Raw genomic sequence first — 14,318 nt, 5'->3', positions numbered from 1 at the left:
CACTATTTGATGCATTTGGCATCAGGAGAAAGACCATGCGCACCACAGTAACACTGGACGACGAGTTGTTGAAAGACGCCGAAGAACTCACCGGAATCAAAGAGCGGTCGGCCCTTATCCGCAAAGCACTTCAGGATTTGGTGCATCGTGAGGCATCCCGCAGACTAGCAGCCATGGGCGGCAGTGATCCTGACGCGGAAGCCCCACCCCGGCGGCGTCTTTGATGATCCTTGTCGATTCACCGATCTGGATTGACCATCTGCGAGAGGGAAACGCCGAGCTTGCTTCGCTCTTGAATGCCGAGAATGTATATTGTCATCCGCTTATCGTCGGCGAACTCGCGATGGGTTCACTCAGGAATCGCACGGAATTCCTCAAGAGGTTGGACAGGCTGAAAACAGTGCCGAGCGCCAGGCTTTCGGAAACGCGGGTATTGATCGAAAGCGAGCAGCTGTTCTCGCGAGGGATCGGATTGATCGACGCAGTGCTGCTGGCCTCCTGTCTGCTCGACAGGCGCGCTCGATTGTGGACTTACGACAGACGCCTCTCGGCTTGCGCGAACGGCCTCGGCATCGCCTACCAACCGCTCCACTGACCCCGATCTGATCCAGATCAAGGACGCCCGCCCGATTCGCAGCGCATTATCTTGCGCATACCGTTTCGGGAGGAAAACCATGTCCATCATTACCCTGCTCAAAGACTTCTTTCAGGACCGCGAGCGCGCGCCCACCGATCTGGAGCTTGCTGACCTGGGCATGTCACGCGCAGACTATACCCGCCTGATCACCAGCAAGGACGGCACCCGCGCCCGGATGGAGGTGCTTGCCGCGCGCTTTGGTGTCACGCCCGCCATGATCGACGCAGATTTCGGACTTGCGATGGAATTGGCGCAGACCTGCGGGCATTGCCAGAATGCCAATGCCTGTCAGAACGCGATTGATCTGGGTGTGGATTTTGACACGGCGCTTTGCCCCAATGCGGGCGTTTACGCCGATATGTCACCGGCCTGAGGGGCTCTCCTTGGGCGACAGCTTGCGGCGGTTCGCAATCTTGAAGCGGTCCGCCGTGCCATAATCCCGCGTCGCCACCCCAGCGACAAAATTCCCAAAGACCGGGCCATGCTTGAACAGATGCCCGGAACAGCCGCCCGCGAACAACACGTTCTCATGCACCGGATGCCAGTCCACGATGAAATGCGTGTCGGGCGTCAGGATCACCTGATTGAATTTGCTGTCGACCACGCGCTGCCCGATCAACCCCGGCAGCCGGTGCCGGATATAGGTTCGCGTTTTCGCCAGTGACGCCTTCTCGATCAGTCGTTCGTCATTGTTGATGTCGATGGGCGTGTTGGGGATGACCACCGCCGCCTTGACCCCGGACCCTTCCGATGAAGGAATACCGAAACTGCCCTGCCCATGGTCGATCCAGCAGGGCATGTTTTCCATGTCAAAGGCGTCGGACCCGTCGGGGGTTGATGTATAAAGCACGTTGATCCCCATGATCGCGCTGATCGTCTTGATCGTCTTTGGGAACATCTCGGACATCCATGCGCCCGTCGCGATCACGATCAGATCGGCGCGGATGGGCTGGCCATCCAGCAAGGGGCGTTCCTGCGTGTCTGTCGTGACTGTGCCACGCTTTACCACGCCGCCTGCGTCCTTGAACATCTTCAGCGCTGTGATCACGCAGCGGTGTGCCATCAGCAAACCCGCCTCCGGCTCGAACAGCGCATATTTGATCTCATCCACCTTGAACTGCGGGAACCGCGCGCGCACCTCGTCGGGGGTGAATTTGTAGTAGGGTACACCGACCTTATCAAAGGTCTCGGCGGTGGAATCCTCCCAATCGCAATGCCCTTCGGTGGCAAGGATCAGCGCACCGCATTCGTACATCAGGTTCTGACCGCTCTCGGCCTGCATCTCCAGCCACATCGCCCGGCTTTCCCGGGCCCAGCGGGTATAGAACTCATCCCGCCCGGAAATCGCACGAATGACCCGGTTGTAGTCGGTCGAGGCCGCCCGCGCGTGTCCCGGCTCCCAACGGTCAATCAGAGTGACCTGTTCGCCGCGCCGTTGCAGGTGCAGGGCAGTCATCACACCGGCAATTCCGGCCCCCACCACCACGCAGGAATTTCGTCTCATCGGCCTTATTTTCCTTGTCAGGTCACTGCATTCATGAATACTGTATACAGAATACATATAAAAACAATCAGATTCTCGACAGGGAGACGGACGAGATGAGTACGGATTTCAGCCTGCCTGAAGGCACGCATACGGTCATATTGGGCCTGGGTGATCTGAACGGGATCATGCGCGGCAAACGCATTCCTGCATCGCATTGGGAAACGATCTGCAAACAGGGCAACGCCCTGTCGATTGCCATGTTCGCCATCGATTCAAACTGCGATGTCTGGGACACGCCTTACGTCAATTTCGACAACGGCTATCCCGACATGCACATGTTCCCGCTGACCAAGCCCGTTCCCGTCCCATGGGAGGAAGGCGTGGCAGTGTCCTTTGCCCGCGCCGAAGGCATGGACCACAAGCCGGTCCCCATTGACCCGCGTCAGGCACTGATCAGACAGGTCGAACGCGCGCGTGACATGGGTTTCGATGTCTCGACCGGGGCAGAGCTGGAGTTCTACCTGCTGGATCCCGAAACAGGCCAGCCCCGCGATCAGGGCATTCAGGTCTACGGCTTGGGCCGTGCGGCGCGGATGGAACATATTGTCGGCCCGATCCGCCAGCAGATCAACGAATGCGGCATCCCGATTGAACAATCCAACCCCGAATACGCCGCCGGTCAGGTCGAAGTGAATATCCGCTATGACGACGCGCTGTTGTCGGCTGACCGCGTGGTGCTGTTCAAATCGCTGGTGCGCCAGTTGGGCATCGCCCACAACTACCTTGCCACGTTCATGCCAAAGCCGTTCTTTGATCAATCGGGCAACGGTTTCCACATCCACTATTCCCTGTGGAAAGACGGCAAGAACGCCTTTGCCGACGGCGGCAAGCTGAACGCACTGGGCAAGAATTTCACAGCCGGTCTTCAGAAACGCATGGCTGAAACAGCGGTCTGCGGTTCACCCACGCCCAACGGCTTCCGCCGCCGCCAGCCTTACACCTTCTGCCCGATCAACACCTCCTGGGGTTATGACAACCGCACCGTAGGTCTACGTATCATCGAAGGCACAGACAGCGCCGTGCGCGTTGAAAAGCGTGACGCAGGGGCGGATGCAAACCCGTACCTTCTGATGGCGACAGACCTTGCCGCCGGTCTTGACGGGATTGAGCAAGGGATGGAGCCGACTGAACCCACCATGGGCAACGCCTACGAAGAATTCCACGGGGAACCAATTCCAACGGATCTGGGCACCGCGATCGAACGCGCGCGCAGCTCCGACTGGATGAAGGATGTACTGGGCGAGACCATGTGGGAGCTTTACCTGCAGATGGCCGAACGCGAACTGGGCTTCTTTGCCGAACAGGTCACCCCGGTCGAAACCGACCGTTATCTGAGGACGCTCTGAGCCATGCAGATCGGCAAGGTCACAGGTACCGTCACCGCAACCGCCAAGGCAGAGCGCCTGACGGGGCAGAAACTGCTTATCGTCGATGTGGTGAACGCGGACGGCAAGGTGCTGATCGCCAGCACCGTTGCGCCCGATACCGTCGGCGCCGGCGTGGGCGATACGGTTCTTTTGACACACGGTTCTGCCGCCAGGATGGCGCAGGGGCTGTCGTCGGCCCCCGTGGACCTTGCCATCATCGCGGTCGTGGACCGCATAAGCACCTGATTACAATAATATTCTGAACATCAAAACCAAAGGAAACTCCCATGGCGAAATCACCAACACCGGGCCAGATGGCCCTTGGCATGATCGAAACCCGCGGCCTTGTCGGCGCGATTGAAGCCGCCGACGCAATGGTCAAGGCCGCGAGCGTCACCCTCGTCGGCCAATCCAAGGCGGGCGGCGGTTTGATCACCACCCTCGTGCGCGGCGAAGTCGGTGCCGTCAAAGCCGCGACCGACGCCGGAGCCACCGCCGCGAATAAAGTGGGCGAGGTTGTCTCGGTCCACGTCATCGCGCGCCCGCATGACGAGCTTGAAGCGATCCTCGACGGTCTCAGCAGCTAAGCAAAAGCCAGAGGTCCGCCCATGCCTGCCGATTTCGAGGATTTCGCGCGCGCTGCCTCGCGCAGCCGCTCTTCCGCGCCGCCAGACGCGCCGCGCCTCACCCGCATCGCGGTGCTGGGCGGTGGCCCGGATGCGCGGCTGATCGCAGCGCTGGCCTTGGCCGAAAATTGCGACGTCACGCTCTTTTCCGCTTACGGCAAAGAGCTGGAATTGATGCGCGCGTCCTCCGGCATTGCCCTGCGCGGGGCGGGGCCCATCGGCAGCTATCAGGTGGACAGCGGCACGGCGTCGGTAAAGCTGACAGCGGAACTTGACGCGGCAGTGGATGGGGCAGAGGCGATTTTCCTCACCGGCCCGATCCACAAACAGCGCACCTATGCCATGGTGCTGGCCGATCATCTGAGCGACGGTCAGGTGCTGGTTCTGGCCCCCGGTCGTTCCCTTGGTGCTGTCGAGTCCGCTTGGATGCTCCGCCTTGGCGGGTGCACAGCCGATGTCACGCTGATCGAGACGCAAGGATTGCCCTACTGGTTCCGCACCGAAGGGGCGACGCTTCATCTGTCGGACCGCGCGCCAGTTGCCGCAAGTACACTGCCACGGGGCCGCAGCGAGGCCATCACCGGGCTGAACCACATCCTGCCCAACCTTCAGGAAGTTGAATCCGTGCTGGCCAGCGGCTTTGCCGATCTTTCCGCCGCCGTGGACATCCCGGCGCTGATCATGGGTGGGGCAGGGCTGGTTTCTGGTGGCGTGAAAATCCCCATGGGCGGCGTGCCACTGCCCGAAAACGAGACCTTCGCCAACCTCATCGGTCCCGACCAGATGCGCCTGATCGAAGTGTTGGCCGAAGAGCGCAAGACCGTCGCCCGTGCCTTCGGCATCCGGGGCCTGCCTGATACGGCTGACTGGATCGCCCAACATACTGGAGCCGCAAAAGGCGAGGGCACCCGCCCCGTTCCCGACCGCGACACCGCGCGGCACATGCTGCGCGACGGCGTCATTGGCTCGCTCGTTCCTCTCTGCTCTGCTGCCGCCCTTGCAGGCATCTCCGTGCCGCAAACCGACGCCATGATCGCGCTAACCGGTGCCATCCTTGATGCCGACATCGCTGCCAGCGGTCGACGCCTTGAGACGATGGACATCACCGCAGACACCATTGACGACGCGCGCCGCACCTTTGACGCGCTCACGCCCGGAGGCCGCTGATGGACGCAGATCTCAAATCCATCGCCGCAGCCCGCCGCATGGCCGAAAGCGCCTTTGACGCCTACCGCCAGTTCCTCGGCACCGATCCGTCCCATGTGGACGCCATCGTTGACGCCATGGCCCGCGCGATAGAGCCCGAAGCCGAACGTCTGGGTCAACTGGCCGTCGATGAAACCGGCTATGGCAACGTCCCCGATAAACGCGTCAAGAACCTCTTCAATTCGCTGTCCGTCGCAGACTACCTGCGGGATGTGACAACGCTGGGCATGCTCTGGCGCGACGACGCGACCAAGATCGCCGCTTTCGGTGAACCGATGGGCGTCGTTGCTGCTCTGATCCCGGTGACGAACCCGACCTCGACCATCATCTTCAAGGTCCTGTCAGCAGTCAAAGCCGGCAACGCCATCGTCTGTGCACCTCATCCTCGGGGCGTGAAATGCGGCATGGAAACCGTTGCCATCATGGCCCGCGTCGCCGAACAGATGGGCGCGCCCAAGGGGCTAATCCAGTGCATGGATCAGGTCACGATCCAAGGTACCGCCGAGTTGATGCGCCACCGCCGGACCTCCGTCGTGATGGCGACGGGCGGCCCTGCGATGGTCAAGGCCGCCTATTCCTCCGGCAAGCCCACGCTGGCCGTCGGCGCAGGCAACGTGCCCTGCTACGTGCACAAATCCAAGAAACAGGATCTGGCCGAAGTGGCCGAGATGATTGTCACCTCGAAGTGCTTTGACTACGGCACCGCCTGCGTGAGCGAACAGGCGGTCATCGCGGACGCCGAGGTTGCCCGCGACCTGCGCCACGAGATGAAGCTCAAGGGTGCCTATTTCTGCACCCCCGCCGAGGCGGACCGTCTGGCAAAGGTGATCTTCACCGGCAAACAGGCGATGAACCCCGAACGCGTCGGCCAGTCGCCGCAGGCCCTTGCGGATGCCGCGCAGTTCTCGATCCCGCCCCGCACCCGCTGCCTTGTCTCAGAGGAAACCGAGATCGGCTGGGACCGCCCCCTGTCGGCGGAAAAGCTGAACCCGGTGCTGGCCTTCTACGCGGCCAAGAACACCGATCACGGATTGGAACTGTCCCAACAAATCGCGCGGTTCGAAGGCTGGGGCCATTCGTCGGTCATCCATTGCGACGATCCCGAGGTCGTCGCGAAGTTTGCCACGGTGCCCACTGGCCGCGTGCTGGTCAACACCCCCGCGATCATGGGCGGCATGGGCTATTCCACGGACCTTGAGCCGTCCTTCATGCTGGGCACCGGCACATGGTCCGGCTCCATCACCAGCGACAACGTGACCGCGTTGCACCTGATCAACATCAAGCGCGTGGCCTACCAAAGCCGCCCATGGCGCGACATCTATAAGGAGTACGGCGCATGAGCGAGATAACCATCCGGGCGCTGATGCAGATCGACAACCTGCAACCCAAATTCGCCGCCTACAATGGCGCGACGGTGCAGGGGTCCGTCCCGCTCTCTGGCGACACTGTTCTCATCGGTGAATTTGCCCCCGGCAATGGCGTGTTCTCCCTCATCGACCGGGCGCTGAAGGCGTCGAGCGTCGAGGCCACCACGCAAATGGTCGAGCGAGAGTTTGGCTTCTTCATCCTGCGGTCCCCGTCAAACGCCGAAGTGTCCGCCGCCCGCGATGCGATGCTGGCGGAACTCGGCGCGACCATGTCCGACCGGCTGAAACCGTCGATTACAAACACCCAGATCATCACCAGCGTCGAACCCTATCAGGCGCAGCTCTTGAACAAATGGCGCAAAGGCTCGCTTCTGGTGCCGGGTCAGACCCTTGGCATCATCGAATGCGCCCCGGCCGCCTATATCTCCATCGCCGCCAACGAGGCCGAGAAGGCCGCCGAAATCGACATGGTTGAGGTCCGCGCGGTCGGCCGCTTTGGTCGTCTCTTCATCTCCGGCACCGAAAATTCGGTCCAAACCGCCGTCGAGGCCGCAACCCGCGCCATCGAAGCCGTGGACGGCAAGGAAGCATGAGCGATCCGCGCGTCATCGGGGCCGAGGCCATCGAAGACGCGCGCCAGCGCGGGCGGCTGATTGTCGAGGTGATGCCCGGCGATATCGTCACTGCCCTCGCGAAGGAGACCGCTGAACGCCTCGGCCTGAAACTCGTCGATGGCCCCGTTGAAATGCCCGCACCCGTCCGCACCGATGGCATCACTTCACTTCGTCGCGTGCTCTACCGCCGTTCCCCGAAATGGCAGGCCCCCAGCCGCACGCCCCGCAAGGCCCGTCGCCTGGGCAAGCTGGCGCTGATCGGGGCAGGGGGCGTCGGCGGCAACATCGCCCATCTGGCCGCGATGCAAGACATGGCCGAGGAAATCGCGCTGATCGACATCGCCCCCGGCGTTGCCGCCGCCACTGCTCTCGACCTCAACCACACCTCCGGCATCACTGGGGCAGGCGGGCGCTGCATCGGAGGCGAGACGCTGGACATGGTCGGAGGGGCCGAGGTCGTCGTTGTCACCGCAGGCCGTGCGCGCAGCCCCGGCATGACCCGCGCCGATCTGATTGACGTCAACGCCCGCGTGATCCGGCAAGCCGCCGAAGCGATCCGGTCAGAGGCCCCCAACGCTGTCGTCATCGTCGTTACCAATCCGCTGGATGAGATGACCGTCGAGATGCTCCGCGCCACTGGCTTCCCGCGCGAGCGTGTCCTCGGCATGGCCGGCACGCTCGATTCCAGCCGGTTCCGCAACGCGCTGGCACAGGCCGCAGGCGTCAGCCCCGCCGATGTGGACGCCATCACGCTAGGCTCCCACGGCGACGAAATGGCCCCGATCTCTTCCCGCGCGACGATCAAGGGGCGACCGCTGTCGGTCTTCCTCTCCGACGCGCAGATCGAGGCCTGCGTCAAGGACGCCATCACCGGCGGTGGGCAGGTCGTGGCGCTTAAGAAATCCGGCTCAGCCACCATCGCGCCAGCGCACGCTTCCATCGAACTCATCAACCACATGCGCGGCGCGCGTACCGGCCACGTCCCGGTCTCTGTGATGCTGCAGGGCGAATACGGCATCGACGGCGTCGTGCTCGGCGTACCCGCACATCTGGGGCAGGGGGGTCTCGTCAAAGTCGAGGAACTGCGCCTGACCGAAGCCGAAAACACAGCCCTTCACGCCGCAGCCGAGGCCATTCGCGGCCGTCTGGGTCTATGAGCGTCGAGATCCACAAGGCAGGCGGCCGGTTTGAAGAGATCGGCAGCTATGCCCGGGCCAAGCGGATCGGCCCCTTCGCCTATACCGCAGGCACCACAGCGATCGAGCCAACGGGTAAAATCCACGCGCCTTACGATGCCTACGCGCAGACGAAATATATCTTCTCCCGCACAGAAGCGTTCCTTAACGAAGTCGGCGCAGAATTGCGCCACGTGGCTCGCGTCCGCGTCTACCTGACTGACATGTCCCATGCGGCGGGCTTTATCAAAGCCCATGGCGAGGTATTCAAAGATATCGATCCGGTGCTGACCGCCGTCACAGCCGGACTGACGCAACCGGGCCTTGTTGTCGAAATCGACGTGGATGCCGTCATTCACACGCCGGATGGTTCAATCCCGGAAAACTGAACCCCGCCGTTGCGCCCGCACTGGTCGGCGCGCTAGGCTCGCCCATGCTTTTCGAAATCATCTCCGCCCCCGATGGCACCTCGCCCCAATGGGTGCGCGATGCCTGGATCGGTGTCCGGTTCCAGGCGCTGCAGGCCGCGCCGATTTCCGTTCAGACCCGTGCAGCAGGTTCCGGAACGAGCATTCTGTCGCTCCTGCGGGCGGTCGCCCAGGGCAAACCCCTGATCGTCGAAAAACATGGCTATCCCGCCCAAGCGCGTGACCTCCTTGGCCTTCTGTCGCTTCAGAATGCAGATGCCGCCTGTTGGTATCTCGATAACGCTCCCCAGATGCTCGACCCCAAGCAGGTCTTCATCCTCGACGTCCAGTGTTGCCGCTCAATCGACCACCTGTCGACGCCCGAATAGCGGGCAGGTGGGTCCGATGCAGGGCCGGGACGAGTCATAATCGTTGATCGAGTCGCAAAGTTGTGTACTGTATACAGAATACAGTTAGAGCCCGCCAACGGGCCAAGCCACCAACAAGGGAGACTTCCATGACATTCAAATACGGCATCGCCGCCTCATTGGCCGCGACCCTCATGGCCTCAACCGCCATGGCAGAAATCAAAGTGGGCTTCATTGGCTCGCTCTCTTCGGACACCGGCCTGTCCACCCTGCGCGGCGCGGAAATGGCGATTGAAGAGCTGAACGCAGCGGGCGGCGTGATGGGCGAACAGATCACGCTGGTCACCGCCGACACCGGTGAAGACGTCACCGAAGGCGTGAAAGCCTACGAATACCTGGCAGAGACCGAAGAGGTCGATTTCGTCATTTCCGGCTCCATCGACGATGTGTCTTTGGGCTGGCTGCCGCGCATGCAGGAATTCCAGATCCCGACACTGGACACCTGGACATCCTACATCGGCATCATCGACATGGTGGTCGAAGACCCCGACACCATGGCACCCTATTTCATGAACATCGCGAGCGATGAAGCCCTCGCGACGCTCTACATCAACTTCGGCGCGGACGTCCTCAAGGCCAAGATGGGCTGGGACTCAGTCGTGATCCTGGCCGAGGACACCGCGTTCGGCGAGGCGATCACCGGTCTGGTGACAGACGCCCTAGGCCCCGTTGCGGGCATCGAGGTCAAAGAGATCATCACCTACGACATCGGCACGGTCGATTTCGCGCCGATCTTCTCCAAGGCACAGGCCTCTGGCGCGGATTTCATCTATCAGGTTTCATCCGTGAATTCCCAAGTGATTTCATCGCAGTACGTGAAATTGCAGGTGCCGATGGCGATGACCGGCGTGAACGTCTCGGCCCTTGGTCTTGAATATTGGGAAGACACCGGTGGCGCAGGCGGCGGCATCTCGACCCTTTCGCCAATCCCCTCCGTGGGCTTCGATCTGGATCCGGTCAGCGCACAGTTCGTCGCGGACTATCAGGCCAAATACGACACGCGCCCAAAGATGCCTCACTTCAACGGCTTCAACGCCTACCACGGTGTGAAACAGGCGATGGCAGCGGCCGAAGCAGCGGGCGGTTTCAATGACGTCAAGGCGTGGAACGCTGAGATGCTCAAGCAGGACCTCAAACTGATGAAGGACGGCAAGCTGTGGCTGCGCTACGCCTTCTGGGGTCCAGATGAGGTCGAGGAAGTGACCCAGCGGACCTACCCCCAGAACGCCCGCTTTGATCTGACCGCCCCCTACGAGGATGCACAGCCTTCCATGGTGGTGATCCAGTGGAAAGAGGACGGCAGCGTCGGTGTGGTCTACCCCTTCGAATATGCCAATACCGAATTCGAAGTCCCCAGCTGGGTCAAGTAACACGCTCTGAGGCGGGCGCATCGCGTCCGCCTCAAACCCCTCCATACAGGCAAGCACATGTTGCAGATCATCATTCAGGGGCTGTTGCTCAGCGGCCTTTACGCATTGATTGCGATGGGCTTCATGCTGATCTTTTCCATCGGTCGGACCCTGAACCTCGCCTATGGCGCCTACATCATGATCGGCGGCTATATCTATTTCTGGCTGTCGCAGGTGCTGGGCATGCCCAAGGCGGTCGGTTTCCTTGGTGCGGTCGGGATTGGTGCGGTCATGGGCCTGCTGAAACACCGCCTGATCGTCAAGCCGCTCAAGGGCGATCCGGTCGCGGTCGAAATCTCAACCCTTATCTTGGCCGTGATCATGCAATCGGCGGTCGTCCTGCTGTTTGGCGACGCCTCGAAAATCCTGCTGCCGATCATCCCCGGCGTTGTTACGATTTCCGGCGCGCAGGTGACCTACAACATCCTCGCCGCAACGGTGATGAGCTGGGTCATCATCCTCGCGCTTTACGCCTTCATTCGGGGAACCCACACGGGCCGCGCCATGCAGGCCGTATCCATGGACCAGAAGGGTGCTGCCATTTCAGGCGTGGACCCCGACCGCATCAACATGATCACCTGGGCGATTTCCGGGGGGTTGGGTGCTGCGGGTGGTGTCTTTTTTGCCAGCTACACGCAGCTTTCCCCATCGATGTGGGTCGCCCCCGTGATCATCTCCGTCGCGATCGTCATCGTCGGCGGGATCGGGTCGATCATCGGCACGCTGATCGTGGCCCATATCATCGGCTTTCTTGAGATCATCGTCGTCGCCGTCTGGGCGCCGGAACTGCGCGGGGTCTTCACCATGCTGCTGATCATCGCCGTTCTGATTATGCGCCCGCAAGGGCTGTTCGGACGGGAGGAGCACTAGTGATGCACACAACGTTCCCCTCAAACGCAACCGGCGCGTCTGCGCAGCAAAGGTGGCAGGGATGAACCTCCGCCTCCACCACTTCATCCTCTGGGCCGCCTTTGTCGCGCTGATGTTCCTTATGCCGCAGTTCGTCGGCAACGGGACCCTGCGCACGATGATCTTTGCCTGCTACCTCGCGATCTTCGCCATCTCCTGGGATATCCTCTCGGGCCGTACCGGCTACATTTCGTTCGGCCACCCCTTCCTTGTCGGCATCGGTGCCTACACCACCGCCATCCTCACCCGCCGCTACGGCTTCCCGGTTGAGGCGTCGATCCCCATCGCCGTCCTCGTTACGATGGTGGGCGGTCTCATCGTCCTCCTGCCAGCCCTCCGCATCAAGGGCAGCTATTTCGCCCTCGTCACCCTCGCCGTGATGGAACTGATGTACCAGCTCGTCCCCGTCGTCCGCCCTGACCTGACAGGCGGAACGCGCGGTATCTCGCGCCTGCCAGCCCTCACGCGCGGGGCCGAAAACGGCTATTATCTCGCCGTGGGTCTCATGCTTGTCATTGCCCTTATGGCATGGCTTTTGATGCGCACGCGCCTCGGCACTGCCCTCTGGGCCATCGGCATGAACGAGGAATCCGTACGCGGCTCCGGCCTCTCCACCACCCGACTGAAAAGCTTCGCCTTCCTCGTCTCGGCAGCCGTCGCTGGCCTCGGCTGCGCGTTCTACGCTCATTACCTTGGCACCATCACACCGCGCGCGTTCTTTGACATCAACGTGCTGTTCCAGATCATCGTTGCCGTGCTGATCGGCGGGGCGGGCACCATTCTCGGCCCTATCATCGGCGCCTTCTTCATGGTCTTCCTCTTGGAATGGCTGCGCCCCTTCCTGCCGGGGCAGGAACGGTTTTTCGTCTACGGCGCCATCGCGCTGCTGATCTACATGTACCAACCCAAAGGGATCATGGCGATCATCGACAGCGGCATCGCTTGGGCGAGGGGGGCACGCACATGAACGCCCTCGAAATCCGCAACCTCGTGAAACGCTTCGGCGGCCTGACCGCAACCAACGACCTCAGCTTCGATCTAGCGCAGGGCGAAAGCCTCGGCCTTATCGGCCCCAACGGCGCGGGCAAAACGACGGTGTTCAGCCAGATCATGGGCGAACTCAGACAAACCTCCGGCACGATCACTTTCATGGGGCAGGAAATTTCCTCACTCTCCACGCCCGACCGCATCGCCCGTGGCATCAGCCGGACCTATCAGGTGCCGCGCCCCTTTACGGACCTTTCCGTGCGCGAAAACATCCGCGTGGGCCTGATGCCAGACAGCTTGCGCGCCATGATCTTTGGCACCGTTGATCACCAGCGCGAGGCCGACATCGCGCAATCCGTCGGCTTCACCCTGTCCGACCTTGATCGCCCCGCTTCCGAGCTTGCCATGGGCGACCTGCGCAAACTTGAATTCGCCCGCACCCTTGCGACCGGCGCCACGGTGCTGTTGCTAGACGAGGTTTTCGCAGGCCTCACCAGCGGCGAAATCGCCATGATCGCTGATCTCATTCAGGACCTGCGCCAGCGCGGCTTTACCTTCCTCATGGTCTCGCACGATCTGCCCGCGATGGAACCACTGATCGACCGCGCCATCGCCATCGAACGTGGCACACTGCTTGCCGACGGCAGCTTCAAGGACGTGCTCGCCAACGCCGAGGTCCGCGCCTCGTATCTGGGGGACACCTGATGCACGTGATCGAAATCGACAATCTCTGCGCCTTCTACGGCAAGGCCCAGGCCCTCAGTAACGTCTCTCTCACCGTCAAGCCGGGCGAAACCATCGCCATCGTCGGTGCCAATGGCGCCGGCAAATCCACGCTTCTCGACTGCATCATGGGCCTTGTGAAAACCACCGGCACCATCCGCCTGAACGGCGAGGACGTCACCGGCCTCAAACCCGCCGACATGGTCAAACGCGGCATCGGCTACGCCCCCGAACGCTTCAACCTCTTTCCCCACATGACCGTCCGCGACAACCTGCTTGTCGGCGCCTACACCGCCCGCGACGACATCGAGGAAAACATGGCCGCCGTCCACCGCCTCTTTCCCCGTCTGGCCGAACGCGAATGGCAGGAAACCTCGACCCAATCGGGCGGCGAACGCCAGATGGTCTCCCTGGGCCGCGCCCTGATGACCTCGCCCTCCGTCCTGCTGGTGGACGAACCCACCATCGGCCTCGCCCCCAAGGTCTGCGCCGAGATCGCCGAAGTGCTCAAGCGGCTGTCCGCCGAACTGGGCCTGACGGTGATCGTCACCGAACAGAACGCGAATTTTGCCCTGTCGCTGGCAAGCCGTTTGTACGTTCTGGAAGGCGGCCATGTGACTGCGGAGGGCACGGCGGAAGAACTGGCGCAGGACGATCAGCTGGCGAAGAGTTATTTCGGGGCGTGATGGGGCGGTAATACGGATTATGTAATTATTGCCCGTATTTTATTATTTGGGTCTTCTGACGAAAACTGGGGTGGTTCCCCCATATTATCCGACTGAGAAATCTCTAGGCAGCACACCCATTAATTCTTGTTTAGCGGCATAGGTTTGTGATTCATTTCGCCCAAACAACGGGCGGGAGGATGCAAGTGGCGCGATCAGACATGAGCGATCTGGAATGGGAATTCATCAAAG

General features: G+C 61.6%; 18 protein-coding genes. 17 read left to right on the top strand and 1 reads right to left on the bottom strand.

What is annotated here, in order from left to right; genetic code table 11:
• Positions 1 to 35 precede the first annotated feature (35 nt).
• The 3 genes from GV827_RS19290 (at position 36) to GV827_RS19280 (ending at position 1,010) form a co-directional block, all read left to right on the top strand.
• Positions 36 to 224 (top strand): type II toxin-antitoxin system VapB family antitoxin, encoded by a 189-nt coding sequence (locus GV827_RS19290; protein ID WP_164355453.1) that lies wholly within the window; start codon positions 36 to 38, stop codon positions 222 to 224.
• Positions 224 to 595, top strand: coding sequence for a type II toxin-antitoxin system VapC family toxin (locus GV827_RS19285; protein WP_164355452.1), 372 nt, complete (start codon positions 224 to 226; stop codon positions 593 to 595). Before GV827_RS19290 ends, GV827_RS19285 begins: the two co-directional genes overlap by 1 nt.
• Positions 596 to 674: 79 nt before the next feature.
• Positions 675 to 1,010: a hypothetical protein gene (locus GV827_RS19280; RefSeq protein WP_164355451.1), complete on the top strand. Its 336-nt coding sequence runs from the start codon at positions 675 to 677 to the stop codon at positions 1,008 to 1,010.
• Here the strand turns inward: GV827_RS19280 and GV827_RS19275 are convergent.
• Positions 999 to 2,141 (bottom strand): FAD-dependent oxidoreductase, encoded by a 1,143-nt coding sequence (locus tag GV827_RS19275; protein WP_164355450.1) that lies wholly within the window; start codon positions 2,139 to 2,141, stop codon positions 999 to 1,001. The two genes, GV827_RS19280 and GV827_RS19275, sit on opposite strands and share 12 nt — an antisense overlap.
• 95 nt (positions 2,142 to 2,236) lie before the next feature.
• Here GV827_RS19275 and GV827_RS19270 point away from each other — a divergent pair, with 95 nt between their 5' ends.
• The 14 genes from GV827_RS19270 to GV827_RS19205 all read left to right on the top strand — a co-directional run bounded on the left by GV827_RS19270 (position 2,237) and on the right by GV827_RS19205 (position 14,087).
• Positions 2,237 to 3,529: a glutamine synthetase family protein gene (locus GV827_RS19270; protein ID WP_164355449.1), complete on the top strand. Its 1,293-nt coding sequence runs from the start codon at positions 2,237 to 2,239 to the stop codon at positions 3,527 to 3,529.
• A 3-nt stretch (positions 3,530 to 3,532) separates the two neighbouring features.
• Positions 3,533 to 3,796, top strand: a complete 264-nt coding sequence (locus GV827_RS19265; protein WP_164355448.1) for a EutN/CcmL family microcompartment protein — start codon at positions 3,533 to 3,535, stop codon at positions 3,794 to 3,796.
• Positions 3,797 to 3,837: 41 nt separating this feature from the next.
• Positions 3,838 to 4,137: a BMC domain-containing protein gene (locus GV827_RS19260; RefSeq protein ID WP_164355447.1), complete on the top strand. Its 300-nt coding sequence runs from the start codon at positions 3,838 to 3,840 to the stop codon at positions 4,135 to 4,137.
• 21 nt (positions 4,138 to 4,158) lie between these two features.
• Positions 4,159 to 5,343 carry a hypothetical protein gene (locus tag GV827_RS19255; protein WP_164355446.1) on the top strand — a complete coding sequence of 395 codons (1,185 nt, stop codon included), beginning with the start codon at positions 4,159 to 4,161 and terminating at the stop codon, positions 5,341 to 5,343.
• Entirely contained in the window at positions 5,343 to 6,722 is a 1,380-nt protein-coding gene (locus tag GV827_RS19250) for an aldehyde dehydrogenase family protein (protein ID WP_164355445.1), read from the top strand. Before GV827_RS19255 ends, GV827_RS19250 begins: the two co-directional genes overlap by 1 nt.
• Positions 6,719 to 7,342 carry a BMC domain-containing protein gene (locus tag GV827_RS19245; protein WP_164355444.1) on the top strand — a complete coding sequence of 208 codons (624 nt, stop codon included), beginning with the start codon at positions 6,719 to 6,721 and terminating at the stop codon, positions 7,340 to 7,342. The genes GV827_RS19250 and GV827_RS19245 overlap by 4 nt, the downstream gene beginning before the upstream one ends.
• A complete protein-coding gene (locus tag GV827_RS19240) occupies positions 7,339 to 8,520 on the top strand; it encodes a malate dehydrogenase (RefSeq protein ID WP_164355443.1) in 1,182 nt (393 codons plus the stop codon). Before GV827_RS19245 ends, GV827_RS19240 begins: the two co-directional genes overlap by 4 nt.
• Positions 8,517 to 8,927, top strand: a complete 411-nt coding sequence (locus GV827_RS19235; protein ID WP_164355442.1) for a Rid family hydrolase — start codon at positions 8,517 to 8,519, stop codon at positions 8,925 to 8,927. The genes GV827_RS19240 and GV827_RS19235 overlap by 4 nt, the downstream gene beginning before the upstream one ends.
• Positions 8,928 to 8,971: 44 nt before the next feature.
• Positions 8,972 to 9,334, top strand: a complete 363-nt coding sequence (locus GV827_RS19230) for a hypothetical protein (protein ID WP_164355441.1) — start codon at positions 8,972 to 8,974, stop codon at positions 9,332 to 9,334.
• Between the two features lie 128 nt (positions 9,335 to 9,462).
• Positions 9,463 to 10,743 (top strand): ABC transporter substrate-binding protein, encoded by a 1,281-nt coding sequence (locus GV827_RS19225; RefSeq protein WP_164355440.1) that lies wholly within the window; start codon positions 9,463 to 9,465, stop codon positions 10,741 to 10,743.
• A gap of 57 nt (positions 10,744 to 10,800) precedes the next feature.
• Positions 10,801 to 11,652, top strand: a complete 852-nt coding sequence (locus tag GV827_RS19220; RefSeq protein ID WP_164355439.1) for a branched-chain amino acid ABC transporter permease — start codon at positions 10,801 to 10,803, stop codon at positions 11,650 to 11,652.
• 61 nt (positions 11,653 to 11,713) lie between these two features.
• On the top strand, positions 11,714 to 12,658 hold the full coding sequence (locus GV827_RS19215; RefSeq protein ID WP_164355438.1) for a branched-chain amino acid ABC transporter permease: 945 nt from the start codon (positions 11,714 to 11,716) through the stop codon (positions 12,656 to 12,658).
• Positions 12,655 to 13,383 (top strand): ABC transporter ATP-binding protein, encoded by a 729-nt coding sequence (locus GV827_RS19210; protein WP_164355437.1) that lies wholly within the window; start codon positions 12,655 to 12,657, stop codon positions 13,381 to 13,383. The genes GV827_RS19215 and GV827_RS19210 overlap by 4 nt, the downstream gene beginning before the upstream one ends.
• On the top strand, positions 13,383 to 14,087 hold the full coding sequence (locus GV827_RS19205; protein ID WP_164355436.1) for an ABC transporter ATP-binding protein: 705 nt from the start codon (positions 13,383 to 13,385) through the stop codon (positions 14,085 to 14,087). Before GV827_RS19210 ends, GV827_RS19205 begins: the two co-directional genes overlap by 1 nt.
• The last annotated feature ends 231 nt before the right edge of the window (positions 14,088 to 14,318 follow it).

It is taken from the genome of Sulfitobacter sediminilitoris (genome assembly GCF_010667575.1).
In the GTDB taxonomy this organism is placed as follows: domain Bacteria; phylum Pseudomonadota; class Alphaproteobacteria; order Rhodobacterales; family Rhodobacteraceae; genus Sulfitobacter; species Sulfitobacter sediminilitoris.
Note: the sequence above shows the minus strand (reverse complement) of the source record. Positions and strands in the feature narration are given on the sequence as shown.